We start from the raw sequence: 15,366 nt of genomic DNA on the forward strand, positions 1-15,366 counted from the left end.
TTTCCCGAAAGCGTCCAGGTCCCGCCAGGGACGGCGAAGGTGAAATACCTAGGGAGGGGGTTTTGGCCTCGAGGTTCCAGCCGGCAAATTTTTACAGTCCCGGCTGCCACGACGAGCCTAGAACAGCAGTACCACGGTTCGTCCCAAAGCCTTGCAACGGCGGGGGGCGGTTCCGATATGCTAGGCGCCACAGGGGAAATCCACTTTTCGCATGAACGATAAATCGGCGCTGCTCAATCAGCTGCGCATAGACCGCAGCAGTGCGCCGCCGCCGGCCGACCGCGGCTGGCTCAAGTGGGTGGGGCTGGCGCTCGTCCTGGCGCTGCTCGCCGGGCTGGGCGCATGGTGGCTGAGCCGGCCTTCGGGCGTACCGGTGAAGGTGGCCACGGCGCAGGCGCTGAAGGGCGCGGGCGGCGGGGCCGCCGCCGGCACCTCCCTGCTGGATGCCTCCGGTTACGTGGTGGCGCGGCGCCAGGCTACGGTCGCGGCCAAGATCACCGGCAAGGTGACCGAGGTGCTGATCGAGGAAGGCCGGCACGTCAAGGCAGGCGATGTGATCGGGCGGCTCGACGACACCAATATCCGCGCCTCGTACGACCAGGCCACGGCGCAGCTGCGCTATGCCCAGGCCACGCTGGCGGAGGTCAGGGTCCAGCTCGGCAATGCCGAGCGCAACTACAAACGCGTACAGGGACTGGTGGCGGAGCATTACGTCAGCGAGTCGGACCTGGACACCGCGCGCACCAATTACGACAACCTCACGGCCCAGCTGGCAACCTCGCAGAGCAACGTCAAGGTGGCCCAGGAAGGCGTGCAAGTGGCGCAGCGCAATCTCGACGATACGGTGGTGCGGGCGCCGTTCGATGGCGTGGTCACCACCAAGGACGCGCAGCCGGGCGAAATGGTCTCGCCGATCTCCGCCGGCGGCGGCTTCACCCGCACCGGCATGGGCACCATCGTCGACATGGATTCGCTCGAGGTCGAGGTGGACGTCAACGAGAGCTTCATCAACCGGGTGCATCCCGACCAGCCCGCGACGGTGCGCCTGAATGCCTATACCGACTGGGAGATCCCGGCCTACGTCATCGCCGTGATTCCCACCGCCGACCGCAGCAAGGCGACGGTGAAGGTGCGCGTGGGCTTCAAGGCGAAGGACCCGCGCATCCTGCCGGAGATGGGCGCGCGCGTGGCCTTCCTCAGCGAGGCCGCGCCGGAAGCGGCGGGCGCGCCGCCGCCCCGGCCGGGCGTGCTGGTGCCGCCGGAAGCGGTGCAGGCCAGCGGCAGCAACAACAGCGATGCCGGCGTGGTCTACGTGATCCGCGGCGACGAGACGGTGGAACGGCGCGCGGTGCGGCTGGGCGCGCGCAACAGCGACGGGCAAACCATCGTGTCGGGACTGTCCGGCGGCGAGCGGGTCGCGATCGGCGACTTTGCCAGGCTGACGGATGGGGCGAAGATCAAGGTTCAGCAGTAACCAGGCATGCGGGTTCCCCGCGAATGCGGGGCGCCGCACCGGACTGGATTCCCGCCGGCGCGGGAATGACGATGAAGTCGAGTGGCGCGGCAATTTTTCGAGGAGTGACAGCGCATGTCCGCAATCGTATCCCTGCATAACGTGGTCAAGACCTATACCCGCGGCAAGCAGACCGTGGAAGTGCTGCACAATCTCAGCATCGAGATCGCCCAGGGCGATTTCGTCGCGCTGATGGGGCCTTCCGGCTCGGGCAAGACCACGCTGCTCAACCTGATCGGCGGCCTCGACCGTCCCAGCAAGGGCGAAGTGAACGTGGCCGGCGAGCGGATCGACCAGCTGTCCAGCGGGCAGCTGGCGAAATGGCGCGCGCGGCACGTGGGCTTCGTCTTCCAGTTCTACAACCTGATGCCGATGCTCAGCGCGGAGCGCAACGTCGAACTGCCGCTGCTGCTGACCAATCTCTCCAGCGCCCGGCGCAAGCAGAACGTGCAGGCGGCGCTCGCGGTGGTGGGCCTGGCGGAGCGCGCCAAGCACAAGCCGGCGGAACTGTCCGGCGGCCAGGCGCAGCGCGTGGCCATCGCCCGCGCGCTGGTGGCGGACCCGACGCTGCTGGTCTGCGACGAACCGACCGGCGATCTGGACCGCACCACCGCGGACGAGATCCTGCACCTGCTGCAGATGCTCAACAAGGATCACGGCAAGACCATCGTCATGGTCACGCATGATCCCAAGGCGGCGGAGTTCGCCAGCCACCAGCTGCATCTGGACAAGGGCCAGCTGGTCGAAGGCAGCGTCCACGCCTAAAGGGCCCCCGGAGCATAGCCATGAAATATTTTCCGCTGCTGTGGGCCACGCTGTGGCGCAAGAAGGCGCGCACCATCTTCACCCTATGCGTGATCGTCATCGCCTTCCTGCTGTTCGGCATGCTGCAAGGAGTCAACTCCGCCTTCAACCAGGCGGTGGAGCGGGCCAACGTCAACCGGCTGGTCACGACCAGCAGCATCGCGCTGACCGAGAACCTGCCGTATGCCGACATGACGCAGATCGAGGCCCTGCCGGGCGTGGCGCGGGTTTCGCACGCGACCTGGTTCGGCGCCTACTATCAGGATCCGAAAAACTTCGTCTTCTCCTTCCCGGTGGAACCGGAACGTGAGTTCAGCGTGTTCCCGGAATTGAAACTTCCCAAGGAGCAGCTCGACGCCTTCATCCATACCCGCACCGGTGCGGTGATCGGCGCGGATCTGGCGCGCAAGTACGGCTGGAAGATCGGCGACCGGGTGCCGCTGCACTCGACCATCTGGACCAAGCCGGACAACACTTCGGACTGGACCTTCGACGTGGTCGGCATCTACGAGAATCCCGACGACCGCAGCCAGGAAAGCGCCTTCTTCTTCAACTACAGCTATTTCGATGAAGCCCGCGCCTTCGGCAAGGGCAAGATCGGCTGGTACACGGTGCAGGTGAAGGATCCGACGCAGTCGGCGCAGGTGGCGATCGCGGTGGACAAGCTTTTCGCCAACTCGCCGGACGAGACCAAGACCGAAACCGAGAAGGAATTCCAGCAGGCCTTCCTCAAGCAGATCGGCGACATCAATCTGATCGTCACGTACATCCTGATCGGGGTGTTCTTCGCCCTGCTGTTCGCCACCGGCAACACCATGATGCAGTCGGTGCGCGAACGCATTCCGGAACTGGCGGTGCTGAAGACGCTGGGCTTCTCGGATACCGGCATGCTGGCCCTGGTGCTGAGCGAGTCGATCCTGCTGTGCGTGCTGGCCGCCTTCCTCGGTCTGTTCGCTGCGTGGATGATGTTCCCGGCGCTGAAGGATTACCTCGGCGTGGTGAAAATGCCGACGCAGGTGATCGTCGAAGGCATCGTGGTGGCGCTGCTGCTGGCCTTCATTACCGGCATCTTCCCCGCCTGGCGCGCGAAGCGCCTCGACATCGTCGAAGCGCTGAGAGGATAAGAAATGTTTAAACAGACTACTGCCATTACCGCCATGAACCTGCGGGCCATCCCGCAGCGCCTGGGTACGTCCTGGGTGATCGTGATCGGCATCGCCGTCACGGTGGCGGTGCTGGTCTCGGTACTGGCGATGGCGCAGGGCTTCAAGAAAACCCTGGCCTCGACCGGGCGGCCGGATCGCGCCATCGTGCTGCGCGGCGGCTCGAATGCCGAGCTGTCCAGCACCCTTTCGCGCGAGAATACGCTGACCATCATGGATGCGACCGGCGTGAAGAAGGACGCCGACGGCAAACCGCTCGCTTCGGCCGAGATGGTGGCGGTGGTGGCGCTGCAGCAACGGAAGACCGGCACCGCCGCCAACGTGACGCTGCGCGGCGTGGGGCCCAAGGCGTTCGAGCTGCGGCCGGAGATTCATCTCGTGGCCGGGCGCATGTTCCAGCCGGCGGTGCGCGAGCTGATCGTGGGCAAGTCGGCGGTGGCGCAGTTCAAGGGCACGGAGATCGGCAGCCGTATCGCTTTCCGCGATTCGGAGTGGACGGTGGTGGGCGAGTTCGAGAGCAACGGCGACGCCCACGAATCCGAGCTGATGGGCGATATCGAAACGGTGCTGTCGGCGTTCCGCCGCAACCTGTTCCAGTCGGTGACGGTGCTGCTGGATTCGCCCGAGGCCTTCAACGCGTTCAAGGACAAGCTGACCACCGATCCGACGCTGACGGTGGACGTGAAGCGCGAAGCGGAGTACTACGCCGAGCAGTCCAAGCAGGTCAGCAAGCTGCTCAACTTCCTGGCCTATTTCGTCGGCGGCTTCATGGCCATCGGCGCGATCTTCGGCGCGCTCAACACGATGTATTCGGCGGTGTCGGCGCGCTCGCTGGAGATCGCCACGCTGCGCGCCATCGGCTTCGGCGCAGGGGCGGTGGTGGTGTCGGTGTTCGTCGAGGCGCTGCTGCTGTCGCTGATCGGCGGCACCATCGGCGCCGGCGTGGCCTGGCTGGTGTTCAACGGCAACACGGTGAACACGCTGGGCTCCAATTTCACCCAGGTGGTGTTCCATCTCACGGTGACGCCCGGGTTGCTGCTGGGCGCCATTTTCTGGGCCTGCGTGATTGGTGTGGTGGGTGGGCTGTTCCCGGCGATCCGGGCGGCGCGCTTGCCGGTGGCGACGGCGCTGCGGGCGGCGTAGTGTTGGAATAAGAACATGAACCCTTTGCCCGCTCACGGGTGAAGGGCCGGGGGAGGGAGTGTGGCGACACAGCCCCTCTCCCCTGACCCATCTCCCGCAAGCGGGAGAGGGGAACTTTGCATGGGGGAGGTGCGATGAAATACGTTCCTCTGGTCTGGGCCGCCTTGTGGCGGCGCAAGGCGCGCACCATCTTCACCCTGCTGTCGCTGACGGCGGCGTTCCTGCTGCTGGGGATGCTGCAGGCGGCGAACTCGCTGTTCAGCGGCGGCTCGGTCAACCTGAGCGCGCCGATCATGATCGTGCAGGCGCGGGTCTCCTTCACCAGCCCGCTGCCGATGCGGCTGCTGCCGCAGCTGGAGGCGATTCCCGAGGTGGAGTCGGTGTCGCACTCGCAGTTCTTCGGCGGCATCTACAAGGACGTGCGGAATTTCTTTCCGCAGTTCGCGGTGAATCCCGAGCGCTGGCACCGCACCTTCCTCGAATGCCGGATGCCGGACGCGCAGTACCAGGCCTGGCTGCAATCGCGCACCGGGGCCATCGCCGGCAGGCTGCTGGCGGACCGCTTCGGCTGGAAGATCGGCGACCGCATCCCGCTGACCAGCCAGATCTGGCCGCTGAAGGACGGCAGCCGCGCCTGGACCTTCGACCTCGTCGGCATCTTCGACGACGTCAGCAAGGACTCCTGCGTGCGCCAGGGGAATCTATACGTCCGCTACGACTATTTCGACGAGGGGCGGCAATTCGGGCAGGGCGGCGCGGGCATCTACGTGCTGCGCCTGCATGACCCCAACCAGGCCGAGGCGGTGGCGCGGCGGGTCGACGCGATGTTCGAGAATTCGCCGGACGAGACCAAGACGCAGACCGAGAAGGACTTCAGCCTCAACTTCCTGCGCCAGCTCGGCAATCTGAACCTGATTTTGACCGGGATCACGGTGGCGGTGTTCTTCAGCATCCTGCTGGTCACCGGCAACACCATAAGCCAGGCGGTGCGGGAGCGCATTCCGGAGCTGGCGGTGCTGAAAACGATCGGCTTCGGCGACGGCAGCGTGCTGAACCTGGTGCTGGCGGAGTCGCTGCTGATGTGCGTGATCGGGGGGCTGGCGGGGATGCTGCTGTCGCTGGTGGTGCTGAAGGTGATTTCGAAGCTGCCCTTCGGCTTTCCGCCGGTGACCGCCGGGCTGCATGTGTGGTTGTTCGCGGCGGCGAGCATGGTGGGGCTGGGGCTGGTGGTGGGCATCCTGCCGGCCATGCGCGCACGCAACCTCAGTATTATCGATGCGTTGGCGGTGCGCTGACATGAAACAGACGCTGGCTGTCACCTGGATGAACCTGCGCAGCCTGCCCTCGCGCTATATGACCTCGCTGGTGGTGGTGGTCGGCATCGCCCTGGTGGTGGGGGTGCTGGTGGCCATGCTTTCGATGAGCAAGGGCTTCGAGCACACGCTGAAAGGCACCGGCAGCGAGTCGCGTGCCTTGATGCTCTCGGCTGGCGTCACGGCCGAGCTGTCCTCTTATATCGATCCGCAGATGGTGCCGCTGCTGCGCGAGATGCCCGGCATCCGGCGCGATGCGGCGGGCAAGCCGCTGGCTTCGGCGGAACTGCTGGTGATCACCGAGCTGCGGCGCGGGGATGGGGACGTCAACGTGGCCCTGCGCGGGGTGGAGCCGGCGGGGATGACGATCCGGCCGGAGGTGAAGCTGGTGGAGGGGCGGCTGTTCAAGTCCGGCCTGCGCGAGCTGATCGCCGGGCGCTCGGCGACGCGGCAGTTCAGCGGCATCAACGTGGGCTCCAAACTGCAATTCCGCGGCTCGGAGTGGGATGTGGTGGGCATCTTCGAGTCCGACGGCGACGCCCACGAGTCGGAGCTGTGGACCGATGCGGATACCGCCCGCAGCGCCTTCGGGCGGCCGGGGGCTTCGGCGATCCTGGCGCAGTTCGATACCTCGACGCCGCCGGCCGTGGCGCTGCAGACGCTGAAGGCGGCGGTGGCGGCCGACCCGCGCTTCCAGATCGACGTGCTGGGGGAACGGGACTATTACAGCTCGCAGTCTCAAGGAGTCACGGACAACATCAATTTCATCACGGTGTTCATCACCGTGATCATGGCCTTCGGGGCGGTATTCGGGGCGCTCAATACGATGTATTCGGCGGTGGCGGCGCGGCAGATCGAGATCGCCACGCTGCGGGCGATCGGCTTCTCCGGGCTGCCGGTGATGGTGTCGGTGCTGGCGGAGTCGGTGGCGCTGGCGCTGATCGGGGGACTGATCGGGGCTGGATGCGCCTGGCTGCTGTTCGACGGGCTGACCACGGCAACCCTGGGGCAGAACTTCACCCAGGTGGCCTTCAGCTTCGCGGTGACGCCGGCGCTGGTGGCGCGGGGGCTGAGCTGGGCGCTGGGGATCGGGTTGATTGGGGGATTTTTTCCGGCTTTGAAGGCGATCCGGCAGCCGGTGGCGGAGGCTTTGCGGGGGGCTTGAGGGGGTGCGCCGCAAAACGGCTCCCAACAGAAAAAGAGGCCGAAAACACCATGCGTGCCATGCGTGCCAAGGGTTTTTGTTGGCACGCATGCGGGTGAAGAGCGGCGTGAATGACTCAATGTCATTCGCGCAGCCCTGAACGCCCGGCCATGGATGGCCGGGCCGGGGGTGAGAAATCTGCCGAGGTCTCGCCAGGGATTGCCGGGCGCTGTCGGATCCGCTTCGGTTGATCCGACCTACGGCCTTACCCGAGGGCAAAGGTCGCTAAAACTGGATTCCCGCCTTCGCGGGAATGACGCTGGGGGATGGGGCGGCGCTTGGCCGGATCCTTCGCTGCGTTTATCCCGGGCGCAGCCCAGGACCCCAGGATGACAAATAGGGAGGGGGCTTCCCTTGCGGGCCGGGTCATTTAGACTGCGCCCATTCTCCTTATCCAGGCATCCGTCATGGCCCTGCATCCTCCCAGTACCCTGCGCCGGCTGTTTGTCGAGGCGGCTACGCGCAAGTTTGCCCGGAATGTTCCCGATTTCGTGCGGCTGCAGAAGCTGGTGGCCGACAACGGGGGCACTTTTCTCAATGATCACGGGGCGATCCGGACGGCGGACCCGGCGGTGCGGGCCTTGTTCGTGCGGGCGGCGCGGGTGTTGGGGCTGCGGCGGGAGCTGGATTACTCGTTTCCTTCGAAGAAGCTGGTTTCGTTCGACCTGCAGGCGGTGGGGGACGATGCGCACCAGTTCAAGATCTTCGTCAGCCAAGTGGACCTGGACGCCTACCCGGCGGATGTCGCCGCCCTGATCCGCGAGGATTGCCTGGAGCAGATCGCGGCGGCGGACCACGGGCGCTTCGTGGAGCTGATCCAGCAGGCGGAGCGGACCGGCAGCCTGGGGGCGGCGGATGCGGAGGCTTTCGTCACCCATTTCGTGGAGCGGCTGATGAGCCGGCCGGGGCCGGCGCTGAAGCGGAGCACCTTGCAGGCGGTGGCGGCGGTGTCCGGGGAGGCGGCGAGCGCGCTGGCGCTGGGGCCGGACTTCAACCATGTGACGATCGATGTGACGGCGGCGGGTTTCCCCGGCATCGAGGCGATGGCGGCGGCGATGGCGGCGCAGGGGTTCCGGCTGCTGCCGGCGATCCAGGGGGCGCCGGGGACCAAGCTGCGGCAGACGGCGACGATGGCGGCGACGATGGATACGCCGGTGCGGGAGGCGGACGGCTCGGCCGGGATGGCGCAGACGGAGAAGCAGTTCGTGGAGATCATCGAGCGGGGACAGGCGCACGACGCGGACGGGGCGCCGCTGTGGGCGCAGGACGGGCGGCCGCTGGTGTTCCGCAATTTCCTGGCGGCGAATGCGGAGAAGATTTTCGATGCGGCTTCGACGAAGGTTGCCGGGATGGACGGGGGGAGTTGCTGAGGGGTTGGGAGCGAGGCCTGCCCTTCTGGTACCAAGGCGGGTTGAGTAATCGTAGGGCGGCCTGTGGCCGCCGTGGTTCCGTGCAGCAGTCTCGGCGGCCACAGGCCGCCCTACGCCGGGCCTCATCGCTCCGTATGGAGATCGTACCTGGGTGGTGCTGCACGCTACTCGGGCTACGCCACTGTCGGATCCGCTTCGCTTGATCCGACCTACCCGCGGTAATTGTCATCCTGAGCGGACGATGAGCTTACGTTGAAGTACTGAGCACACGGTATAAAAAAATTGTTGCTCATGTGCCATTTCCTCAGCGACGGCTGAGGATTCGCGGCGTATCCTATTGTCAGGATTCGTCGCTGTTTTGCTCAGGCCCTTTCGATGCTTCGCGTGTTTCGTTCCTTCAACGGACTGTTGGTTCTGCTGGTCTCTTGCGCCGCGCTGGCGCAGCCCTCTTCCTCCCCGACATCCGGACCGGCGGATACGCCTCCGGTGAGCGCGGCTGTGCAGGCCGCTCCGGGCGGCGGGGTGGCGCCGCCGCTGCAGGCTTGCGCGGTGAAGGCTTTCGACGAGTACGCCGTGGCGATGTCGGTGTGGGAGCGGCAGTGGGCGGAGGGGGTGATCAGCGTGCGGCCGGACTTCAATGCGGCGGCGCTGGCCCGGGCCAATGCGCATAACTCGGCGCTGCAGCGGGACGGCTTCCGCATCCATTACCTGGCGGGGAACGCGCCGGAGACGCTGGACCTGGACGAGTCGATCGCGGCGCTGCGGCTGTTCGACTGGACGCCGGAGCAGGAGCAGGCGCTGCGGCTGACGGAGCCGGACTACGCCAGCGTGGTGGACGCGGCGGACCGGGACCGGCTGGCGGCGGATGCGCAGGCCAAGTCGGACGAGCTGGAGGCGTATTTCGAGGAAACCTTCACCAATAATGCCGGGGCGGTGTGGGCGAAGAAGCTGGGTGAGATCTTGCGCCGTGGCAATGGGGCGCTGGAGAAGTGCCACCAGCTGCACCCGGCGCCGCCGCCGAAGCCGGATGAGGGGCCGACGGTGGAGACGCCGCCGGTGAGTGCTTCGCCTGAGATGGCGCCGCCGGCTGCTCCGGCGCCTGCTTCCGGGACTGCTCCTAAAACCTAGGGTTGGTTGGAGGGGCGGCGCTGGGATTCGCTTTGCTCATCCCCGCCTACGGGGCTGTCCTTCTTATTCCCGGGCGGTTTTACCATCCCATTTTCGGCAGCCGTTGGCTGAAATACGCCCTGGGTTGAGTTGCGCACTCCTTTGGCTCCTGGATTCGCGCTTCCGCCGGAATGACGTCGTGGGGGATTCCGGGTGCGTGCCAGTGGCCCCTGGATCCCTGCTTTCGCCGGGATGACGCCGGTTTTTTGGGCGTGTTTTCCGGGGTGCTTTTGGGCGTATTCTGGAGCGGCTTGCGCGGTGTGCCGCGGAGCGGAAAATTTTGGATGTTTCCCTGCGCAAAAGGACCTGCGGCGGGGGTCAGGTGCGGGGGCGTACGGCGGGGTATCCGGAGGGTGTTTTACCGTTCGTCGGCTGACATATTCGGATGCACACCTGGGGGTGGTTTTCCAGTGCGGCGAGAATCTGAAAGAAGAGAGTTACTTAGCGGTTTTATGCACAGCTTTTGAAGGTGTCATGCACGTGTCACGCACACTTTTGGACACAGGATGTTGGGGTTGACCAGGCTCAAAACCACTATATATTGTTAGTCCAAGGCCTTGGATGGCCTCAATAAGCCGGGGAGAACCTAGAAGTTATGCAAACCCAAATTACAACCCCCTCGCCGACCCGCGCACATACGCCGGAAACCAGCAGCGCCGAACTCACCGCCGCCGCTCCCGGCGCGATCAAAGTGATTCGCCGCAATGGCAAGCTGACCACGTTCGATCCGAGCAAGATCTCGATCGCGCTGACCAAGGCTTTTCTTGCTGTGGAGGGGGGCCAGGCGGCTGCCAGTTCGCGCGTGCGGACGACGGTTGAGTCGTTGACGGAGCAGGTGGTGCAGGCGCTGACGCGCCACCTTTCCGGCGGCGGCACGCTGCACATCGAGGACATTCAGGACCAGGTGGAACTGGCCCTGATGCGCAATGGCGAGCACAAGGTCGCCCGCGACTACGTGCTCTACCGCGAGGAGCGCTCGAAGGAGCGCGCGGCGGATGCGGCGGCGAAGAAGGCCGCGGCTCCGGCCGGCACGGCGGCTTCCGCCGCCATCCGGGTGAAGCTGGACGACGGCCGCAGCATTCCGCTGAACGAGGAGCGCCTGCGCCGGGTCACCGGCGAGGCCTGCGCCGGGCTCAGCGGCACCGACCCCGACGAGGTGATGGCGGCGGCGCTGCGCGACCTTTACGACGGCATTCCCGAGCATGAGCTGTCCCAGGCGCTGACCCTGGCGGCGCGCGCGCGGATCGAGAAGGAGCCGAACTACACTTACGCCTCGGCCCGCCTGCTGCTGGACGCGATGCGCCACGAGGCGCTGAAGTTCCTGGGCATGAGCGAGACGCGGCCGACCTTCGAGGAGATGAAGGGGCTGTACGGCGACTATTTCCGCGAGTTCATCCACCGCGCGGCGGAGCTGGAGCTGCTGGACCCGAAGCTGGCGCTGTATGACCTGGACCGGCTGGGCAAGGCGCTGCTGCCGGAGCGGGACGCGAAGTTCGACTACCTGGGCCTGCAGACGCTGTACGACCGCTACTTCATCCACAGCAACAAGAACCGCATCGAGCTGCCGCAGGCGTTTTTCATGCGCGTGGCGATGGGGCTGGCGATGAACGAGATCGACCGCGAGACGCGGGCGATCGAGTTCTACACGCTGCTGTCTTCCTTCGACTTCATGAGCAGCACGCCGACGCTGTTCAACTCGGGCACGCTGCGGCCGCAGCTTTCCTCCTGCTACCTCACCCAGGTGCCGGACGATCTGCACGGCATCTTCAACGCGATCCACGACAACGCGATGCTTTCCAAGTTTGCCGGCGGCCTGGGCAACGACTGGACGCCGGTGCGCGGCATGGGCGGCTACATCAAGGGCACCAACGGCAAGAGCAATGGCGTGGTCCCCTTCCTGAAGGTGGCCAACGATACGGCCGTGGCGGTGAACCAGGGCGGCAAGCGCAAGGGCGCGGTGTGCGGCTACCTGGAGACCTGGCACCGCGACATCGAGGAATTCCTCGAGCTGCGCAAGAACACGGGCGACGACCGCCGCCGCACGCATGACATGAACACGGCCAACTGGGTGCCGGACCTGTTCATGCAGCGGGTGATGGAGGACGGGCAGTGGACGCTGTTCTCGCCGGAAGAGACGCCGGACCTGCACGACCTGATCGGCGAAGCCTTCACCGTGCGCTACAACGAGTACGAGAAGCTGGCCGACGACGGCCGCATCAAGAACTTCAAGCGCATCCCGGCGCTGCAGCTGTGGCGCAAGATGCTGAGCATGCTGTTCGAAACCGGGCATCCCTGGATCACCTTCAAGGATGCCTGCAACCTGCGCAGCCCGCAGCAGCATGTGGGCGTGGTGCACAGCTCGAACCTCTGCACCGAGATCACGCTGAACACCAAGGCCGGCCAGGAAATCGCGGTCTGCAACCTGGGCTCGGTGAACATCCCGGCGCATGTCATCGACGGCAAGCTGGACCACGCCAAGCTGGAAAAGACCATCACCACGGCGATGCGCATGCTGGACAACGTGATCGAGTACAACTATTACTCGGTGGCGACGGCGCGCAACTCCAACCTGCGCCACCGCCCGGTGGGCCTGGGCGTGATGGGCTTCAACGACGCGCTGTACAAGCTGCGCCTGCCTTACGAATCCGACGAGGCGATCCAGTTCGCGGACGAGAGCATGGAGGCGGTGAGCTATTACGCGATCAAGGCCAGCACGGACCTGGCGGAAGAGCGCGGCGCCTACAACAGCTTCAAGGGCTCGCTGTGGAGCCAGGGCATCCTGCCGATCGACTCGATCGAGCTGCTGGCGAAGAACCGCGGCCAGTACCTCCAGCAGGATCGCAAGGCTTCGGGCAAGTTCGACTGGACCAGCCTGCGCGCGCGCATCCAGCATGTGGGCATCCGCAACAGCAACACGATGGCGATTGCGCCGACGGCGACGATCGCCAACATCACCGGCGTTTCGCAGTCGATCGAGCCGACGTACCAGAACCTGTATGTGAAGTCGAACCTTTCGGGCGAGTTCACGGTGGTGAACGAGTACCTGGTCAACGACCTGAAGAAGCTGGGGCTGTGGGACGAGGTGATGGCCCATGACCTGAAGTATTTCGACGGCAGCGTGCAGCAGATCGACCGCGTGCCGGCCGAGCTGAAGGCGCTCTACAAGTGCGCCTTCGAGATCGACGCGAAGCGGCTGGTGGATGCCGGCAGCCGGCGCCAGAAGTGGATCGACCAGGCGCAGAGCCTGAACCTGTACATGGCGCAGCCCTCGGGCAAGAAGCTGGACGAGCTGTACAAGCACGCCTGGCTCTCCGGCCTGAAGACGACGTATTACCTGCGCACGATGGGCGCGACACATGCCGAGAAGACGACCATCAGCGACACCCGCCTGAACAAGGTGGCTGGCGGTGACGGCGGCGGCGTGGCGGCCCAGCACGGCAAGTCCGGCCCGATCACGGCCCGCCCGGTGCAGCCGGCGGCCGCGGCGACGGACGTGGGCAGCGCCAAGGTGTGCTCGATCCTGGATCCGGAATGCGAGGCTTGCCAGTAAGTTTGGTTGGTGTCCTCCCCTCTCCCCATCCTTGCGGTGGGGAGAGGGTGAGTTGGAAGGTTTTGGGGGAGTTGGCGAGGTAGAGTCCCTCCTTTCCCCATCATGGATGGGGAAAGGGCCAAAGGGCCTCGCGGCGACACCCTGCGGTACCACCCGGCCGAAAGCCGGGCATCGGGAAAGGCGGTGAAGGCCGCGTTTTTCGGGATCGTTCCGGACCGATCATGGTCCAAATATTTCGCCCTCTCCCCCGCGGGGGAGAGGCCACAGACAAGCAGCCCTGCCCCACCGTGGGACGGGCACGGACGCGGAGGAACAGCCTCCCGCCCGGCAGCAATTCAAGGAGAAGCAACAATGCTCGAATGGGATGATGCACCCGCCAAGCCGAGCCACCAGCCCGCGCCGCCGCCGGTGCGCGCCGGCAACGGCGCCGCCCCGCAGCGCAGCCTGCACACCGTGCCCGCCAGCGGGCCTTCGGCCACCGTGCGCGTGCCGGCGGCGGACGAGTTCAAGCTGACGCACCCGCAGGCGCGGGTGGAATCCGGCGCCACCGGGCTGGAAGACGTGCAGATGGGCGCCCGCCGCATCCAGGTGGACGACAAGAAGATCATCAACTGCCGCGCGGACCTCAACCAGCTGGTGCCCTTCAAGTACGAATGGGCCTGGAAAAAGTACCTGGACGCCTGCAACAACCACTGGATGCCGCAGGAAATCAACATGTCCGCGGACATCGCCCTGTGGCAGGACCCGAACGGGCTGACCGAGGACGAGCGCACCATCATCAAGCGCAGCCTGGGCTTCTTCTCCACCGCGGACTCCCTGGTGGCGAACAACCTGGTGCTGGCCGTGTACCGCCACCTCACCAACCCGGAGTGCCGCCAGTACCTGCTGCGCCAGGCCTTCGAGGAGGCCATCCACACCCACGCCTACCAGTACTGCATCGAGAGCCTGGGCCTGGATGAGGCGGAAGTGTTCAACATGTACCGCGAGATCCCCAGCATCCACGACAAGGCCGCGTGGAGCCTGCCCTTCACCCAGAGCATGGCCGACCCGGACTTCCACACCGGCACCCCGGAGACCGACCAGCGCCTGCTGCGCGACCTGATCGCGTTCTACGTGGTCTTCGAAGGCATCTTCTTCTACGTGGGCTTCGTGCAGCTGCTCAGCTTCGGCCGCCGCAACAAGATGGTGGGCGTCTCCGAGCAGATCCAGTACATCATGCGCGACGAGTCCATGCACATGAACTTCGGCATCGACGTGATCAACCAGATCAAGATCGAAAACCCGCACCTGTGGACCGCCGCCTTCCAGCAGGAAGTGCTGCACATGATCGACGAGGCCACCCAGCTCGAGATCCGCTACGCCCACGACACCATGCCCCGCGGCGTGCTGGGCCTCAACGCCAGCCAGTTCAACGAGTACCTGAAGTTCGTCGCCAACCGCCGCTGCTCGCAGATCGGCCTCAAGCAGCTCTACCCCGGCGCGGAAAACCCGTTCCCGTGGATGAGCGAGGTGATGGATTTGAAGAAGGAGAAGAACTTCTTTGAGACGCGGGTTACGGAATATCAGACGGGTGGGGCTTTGAGTTGGGATTGATATTGAGTCCAGCAACAATGCATACAAACAGGGACGGCTAAGCCGTCCCTGTTTTTTTGGGAGAACACAGCAGTGTCCGGGGAAAGTTGCATTGCAATCGTGTAATTGTCTGATTGTGTTTGGGTAATCGGCCCTAAGTGAGTGTTATCGATTTCAGCTTCAGTTACGCAAAGCTTGGCGTTACTCCATCGAGGACATCGCCATGCACCAGGGCCGCTACGTCTTTGCGCAACTGCTGCAGCACTTGCCGCTGCACACGTTCCGGCGGCTGGTGACCAAGTACGACGGCAACCGCTACGCCAAGCGCTTCTCCTGCTTGGATCAATACCTTTCCATGGCCTTTGCGCAGTTGACCTATCGTGAAAGCCTGCGCGACATTGAGGTGTGCTTGCGGGCGCATCAGTCCAAGCTCCACCACCTGGGCTTTCGTTCCCGCGTTGCGCGCAGCACCCTGGCTGATGCCAATGAGACCCGCGACTGGCGCATCTATGCCGAGTTCGCGCAGGCCCTGATCAGCACTGCGCGAAGCTTGTACGCCAGCGAGCC

The 15,366-nt window shown here is 65.2% G+C and carries 11 protein-coding genes; all 11 read left to right on the forward strand.

Features of this window, described 5'->3' with window-relative positions:
- Positions 1-211: 211 nt before the first annotated feature.
- Positions 212-1,474, forward strand: coding sequence for an efflux RND transporter periplasmic adaptor subunit (locus tag BP26_RS0103320; protein WP_029919159.1), 1,263 nt, complete (start codon positions 212-214; stop codon positions 1,472-1,474).
- 114 nt (positions 1,475-1,588) lie between these two features.
- Positions 1,589-2,278 carry an ABC transporter ATP-binding protein gene (locus tag BP26_RS0103325; protein ID WP_029919160.1) on the forward strand — a complete coding sequence of 230 codons (690 nt, stop codon included), beginning with the start codon at positions 1,589-1,591 and terminating at the stop codon, positions 2,276-2,278.
- Positions 2,279-2,298: 20 nt separating this feature from the next.
- Positions 2,299-3,441 (forward strand): ABC transporter permease, encoded by a 1,143-nt coding sequence (locus BP26_RS0103330; protein ID WP_029919161.1) that lies wholly within the window; start codon positions 2,299-2,301, stop codon positions 3,439-3,441.
- Between the two features lie 3 nt (positions 3,442-3,444).
- A complete protein-coding gene (locus BP26_RS0103335; RefSeq protein ID WP_029919162.1) occupies positions 3,445-4,623 on the forward strand; it encodes an ABC transporter permease in 1,179 nt (392 codons plus the stop codon).
- Between the two features lie 134 nt (positions 4,624-4,757).
- Complete coding sequence (locus BP26_RS0103340) at positions 4,758-5,918, forward strand: ABC transporter permease (RefSeq protein WP_029919163.1); 1,161 nt, start codon at positions 4,758-4,760, stop codon at positions 5,916-5,918.
- Position 5,919: 1 nt separating this feature from the next.
- A complete protein-coding gene (locus BP26_RS0103345; RefSeq protein ID WP_084182756.1) occupies positions 5,920-7,101 on the forward strand; it encodes an ABC transporter permease in 1,182 nt (393 codons plus the stop codon).
- 446 nt (positions 7,102-7,547) lie between these two features.
- A complete protein-coding gene (locus BP26_RS0103350; protein WP_029919165.1) occupies positions 7,548-8,510 on the forward strand; it encodes a 2-oxoadipate dioxygenase/decarboxylase family protein in 963 nt (320 codons plus the stop codon).
- Between the two features lie 486 nt (positions 8,511-8,996).
- On the forward strand, positions 8,997-9,638 hold the full coding sequence (locus BP26_RS0103355; protein ID WP_029919166.1) for a hypothetical protein: 642 nt from the start codon (positions 8,997-8,999) through the stop codon (positions 9,636-9,638).
- 634 nt (positions 9,639-10,272) lie between these two features.
- On the forward strand, positions 10,273-13,227 hold the full coding sequence (locus tag BP26_RS0103360; protein ID WP_029919167.1) for a ribonucleoside-diphosphate reductase subunit alpha: 2,955 nt from the start codon (positions 10,273-10,275) through the stop codon (positions 13,225-13,227).
- A 351-nt stretch (positions 13,228-13,578) separates the two neighbouring features.
- On the forward strand, positions 13,579-14,820 hold the full coding sequence (locus BP26_RS0103365) for a ribonucleotide-diphosphate reductase subunit beta (protein WP_029919168.1): 1,242 nt from the start codon (positions 13,579-13,581) through the stop codon (positions 14,818-14,820).
- 202 nt (positions 14,821-15,022) lie between these two features.
- Positions 15,023-15,366, forward strand: a 344-nt coding sequence (locus tag BP26_RS0103370) for a DUF4372 domain-containing protein (protein ID WP_029919169.1), incomplete at its 3' end; no start/stop codon positions are given.

Origin of the sequence: Nevskia soli DSM 19509, from assembly GCF_000711955.1 — a bacterium.
GTDB classification, from domain to species: domain Bacteria; phylum Pseudomonadota; class Gammaproteobacteria; order Nevskiales; family Nevskiaceae; genus Nevskia; species Nevskia soli.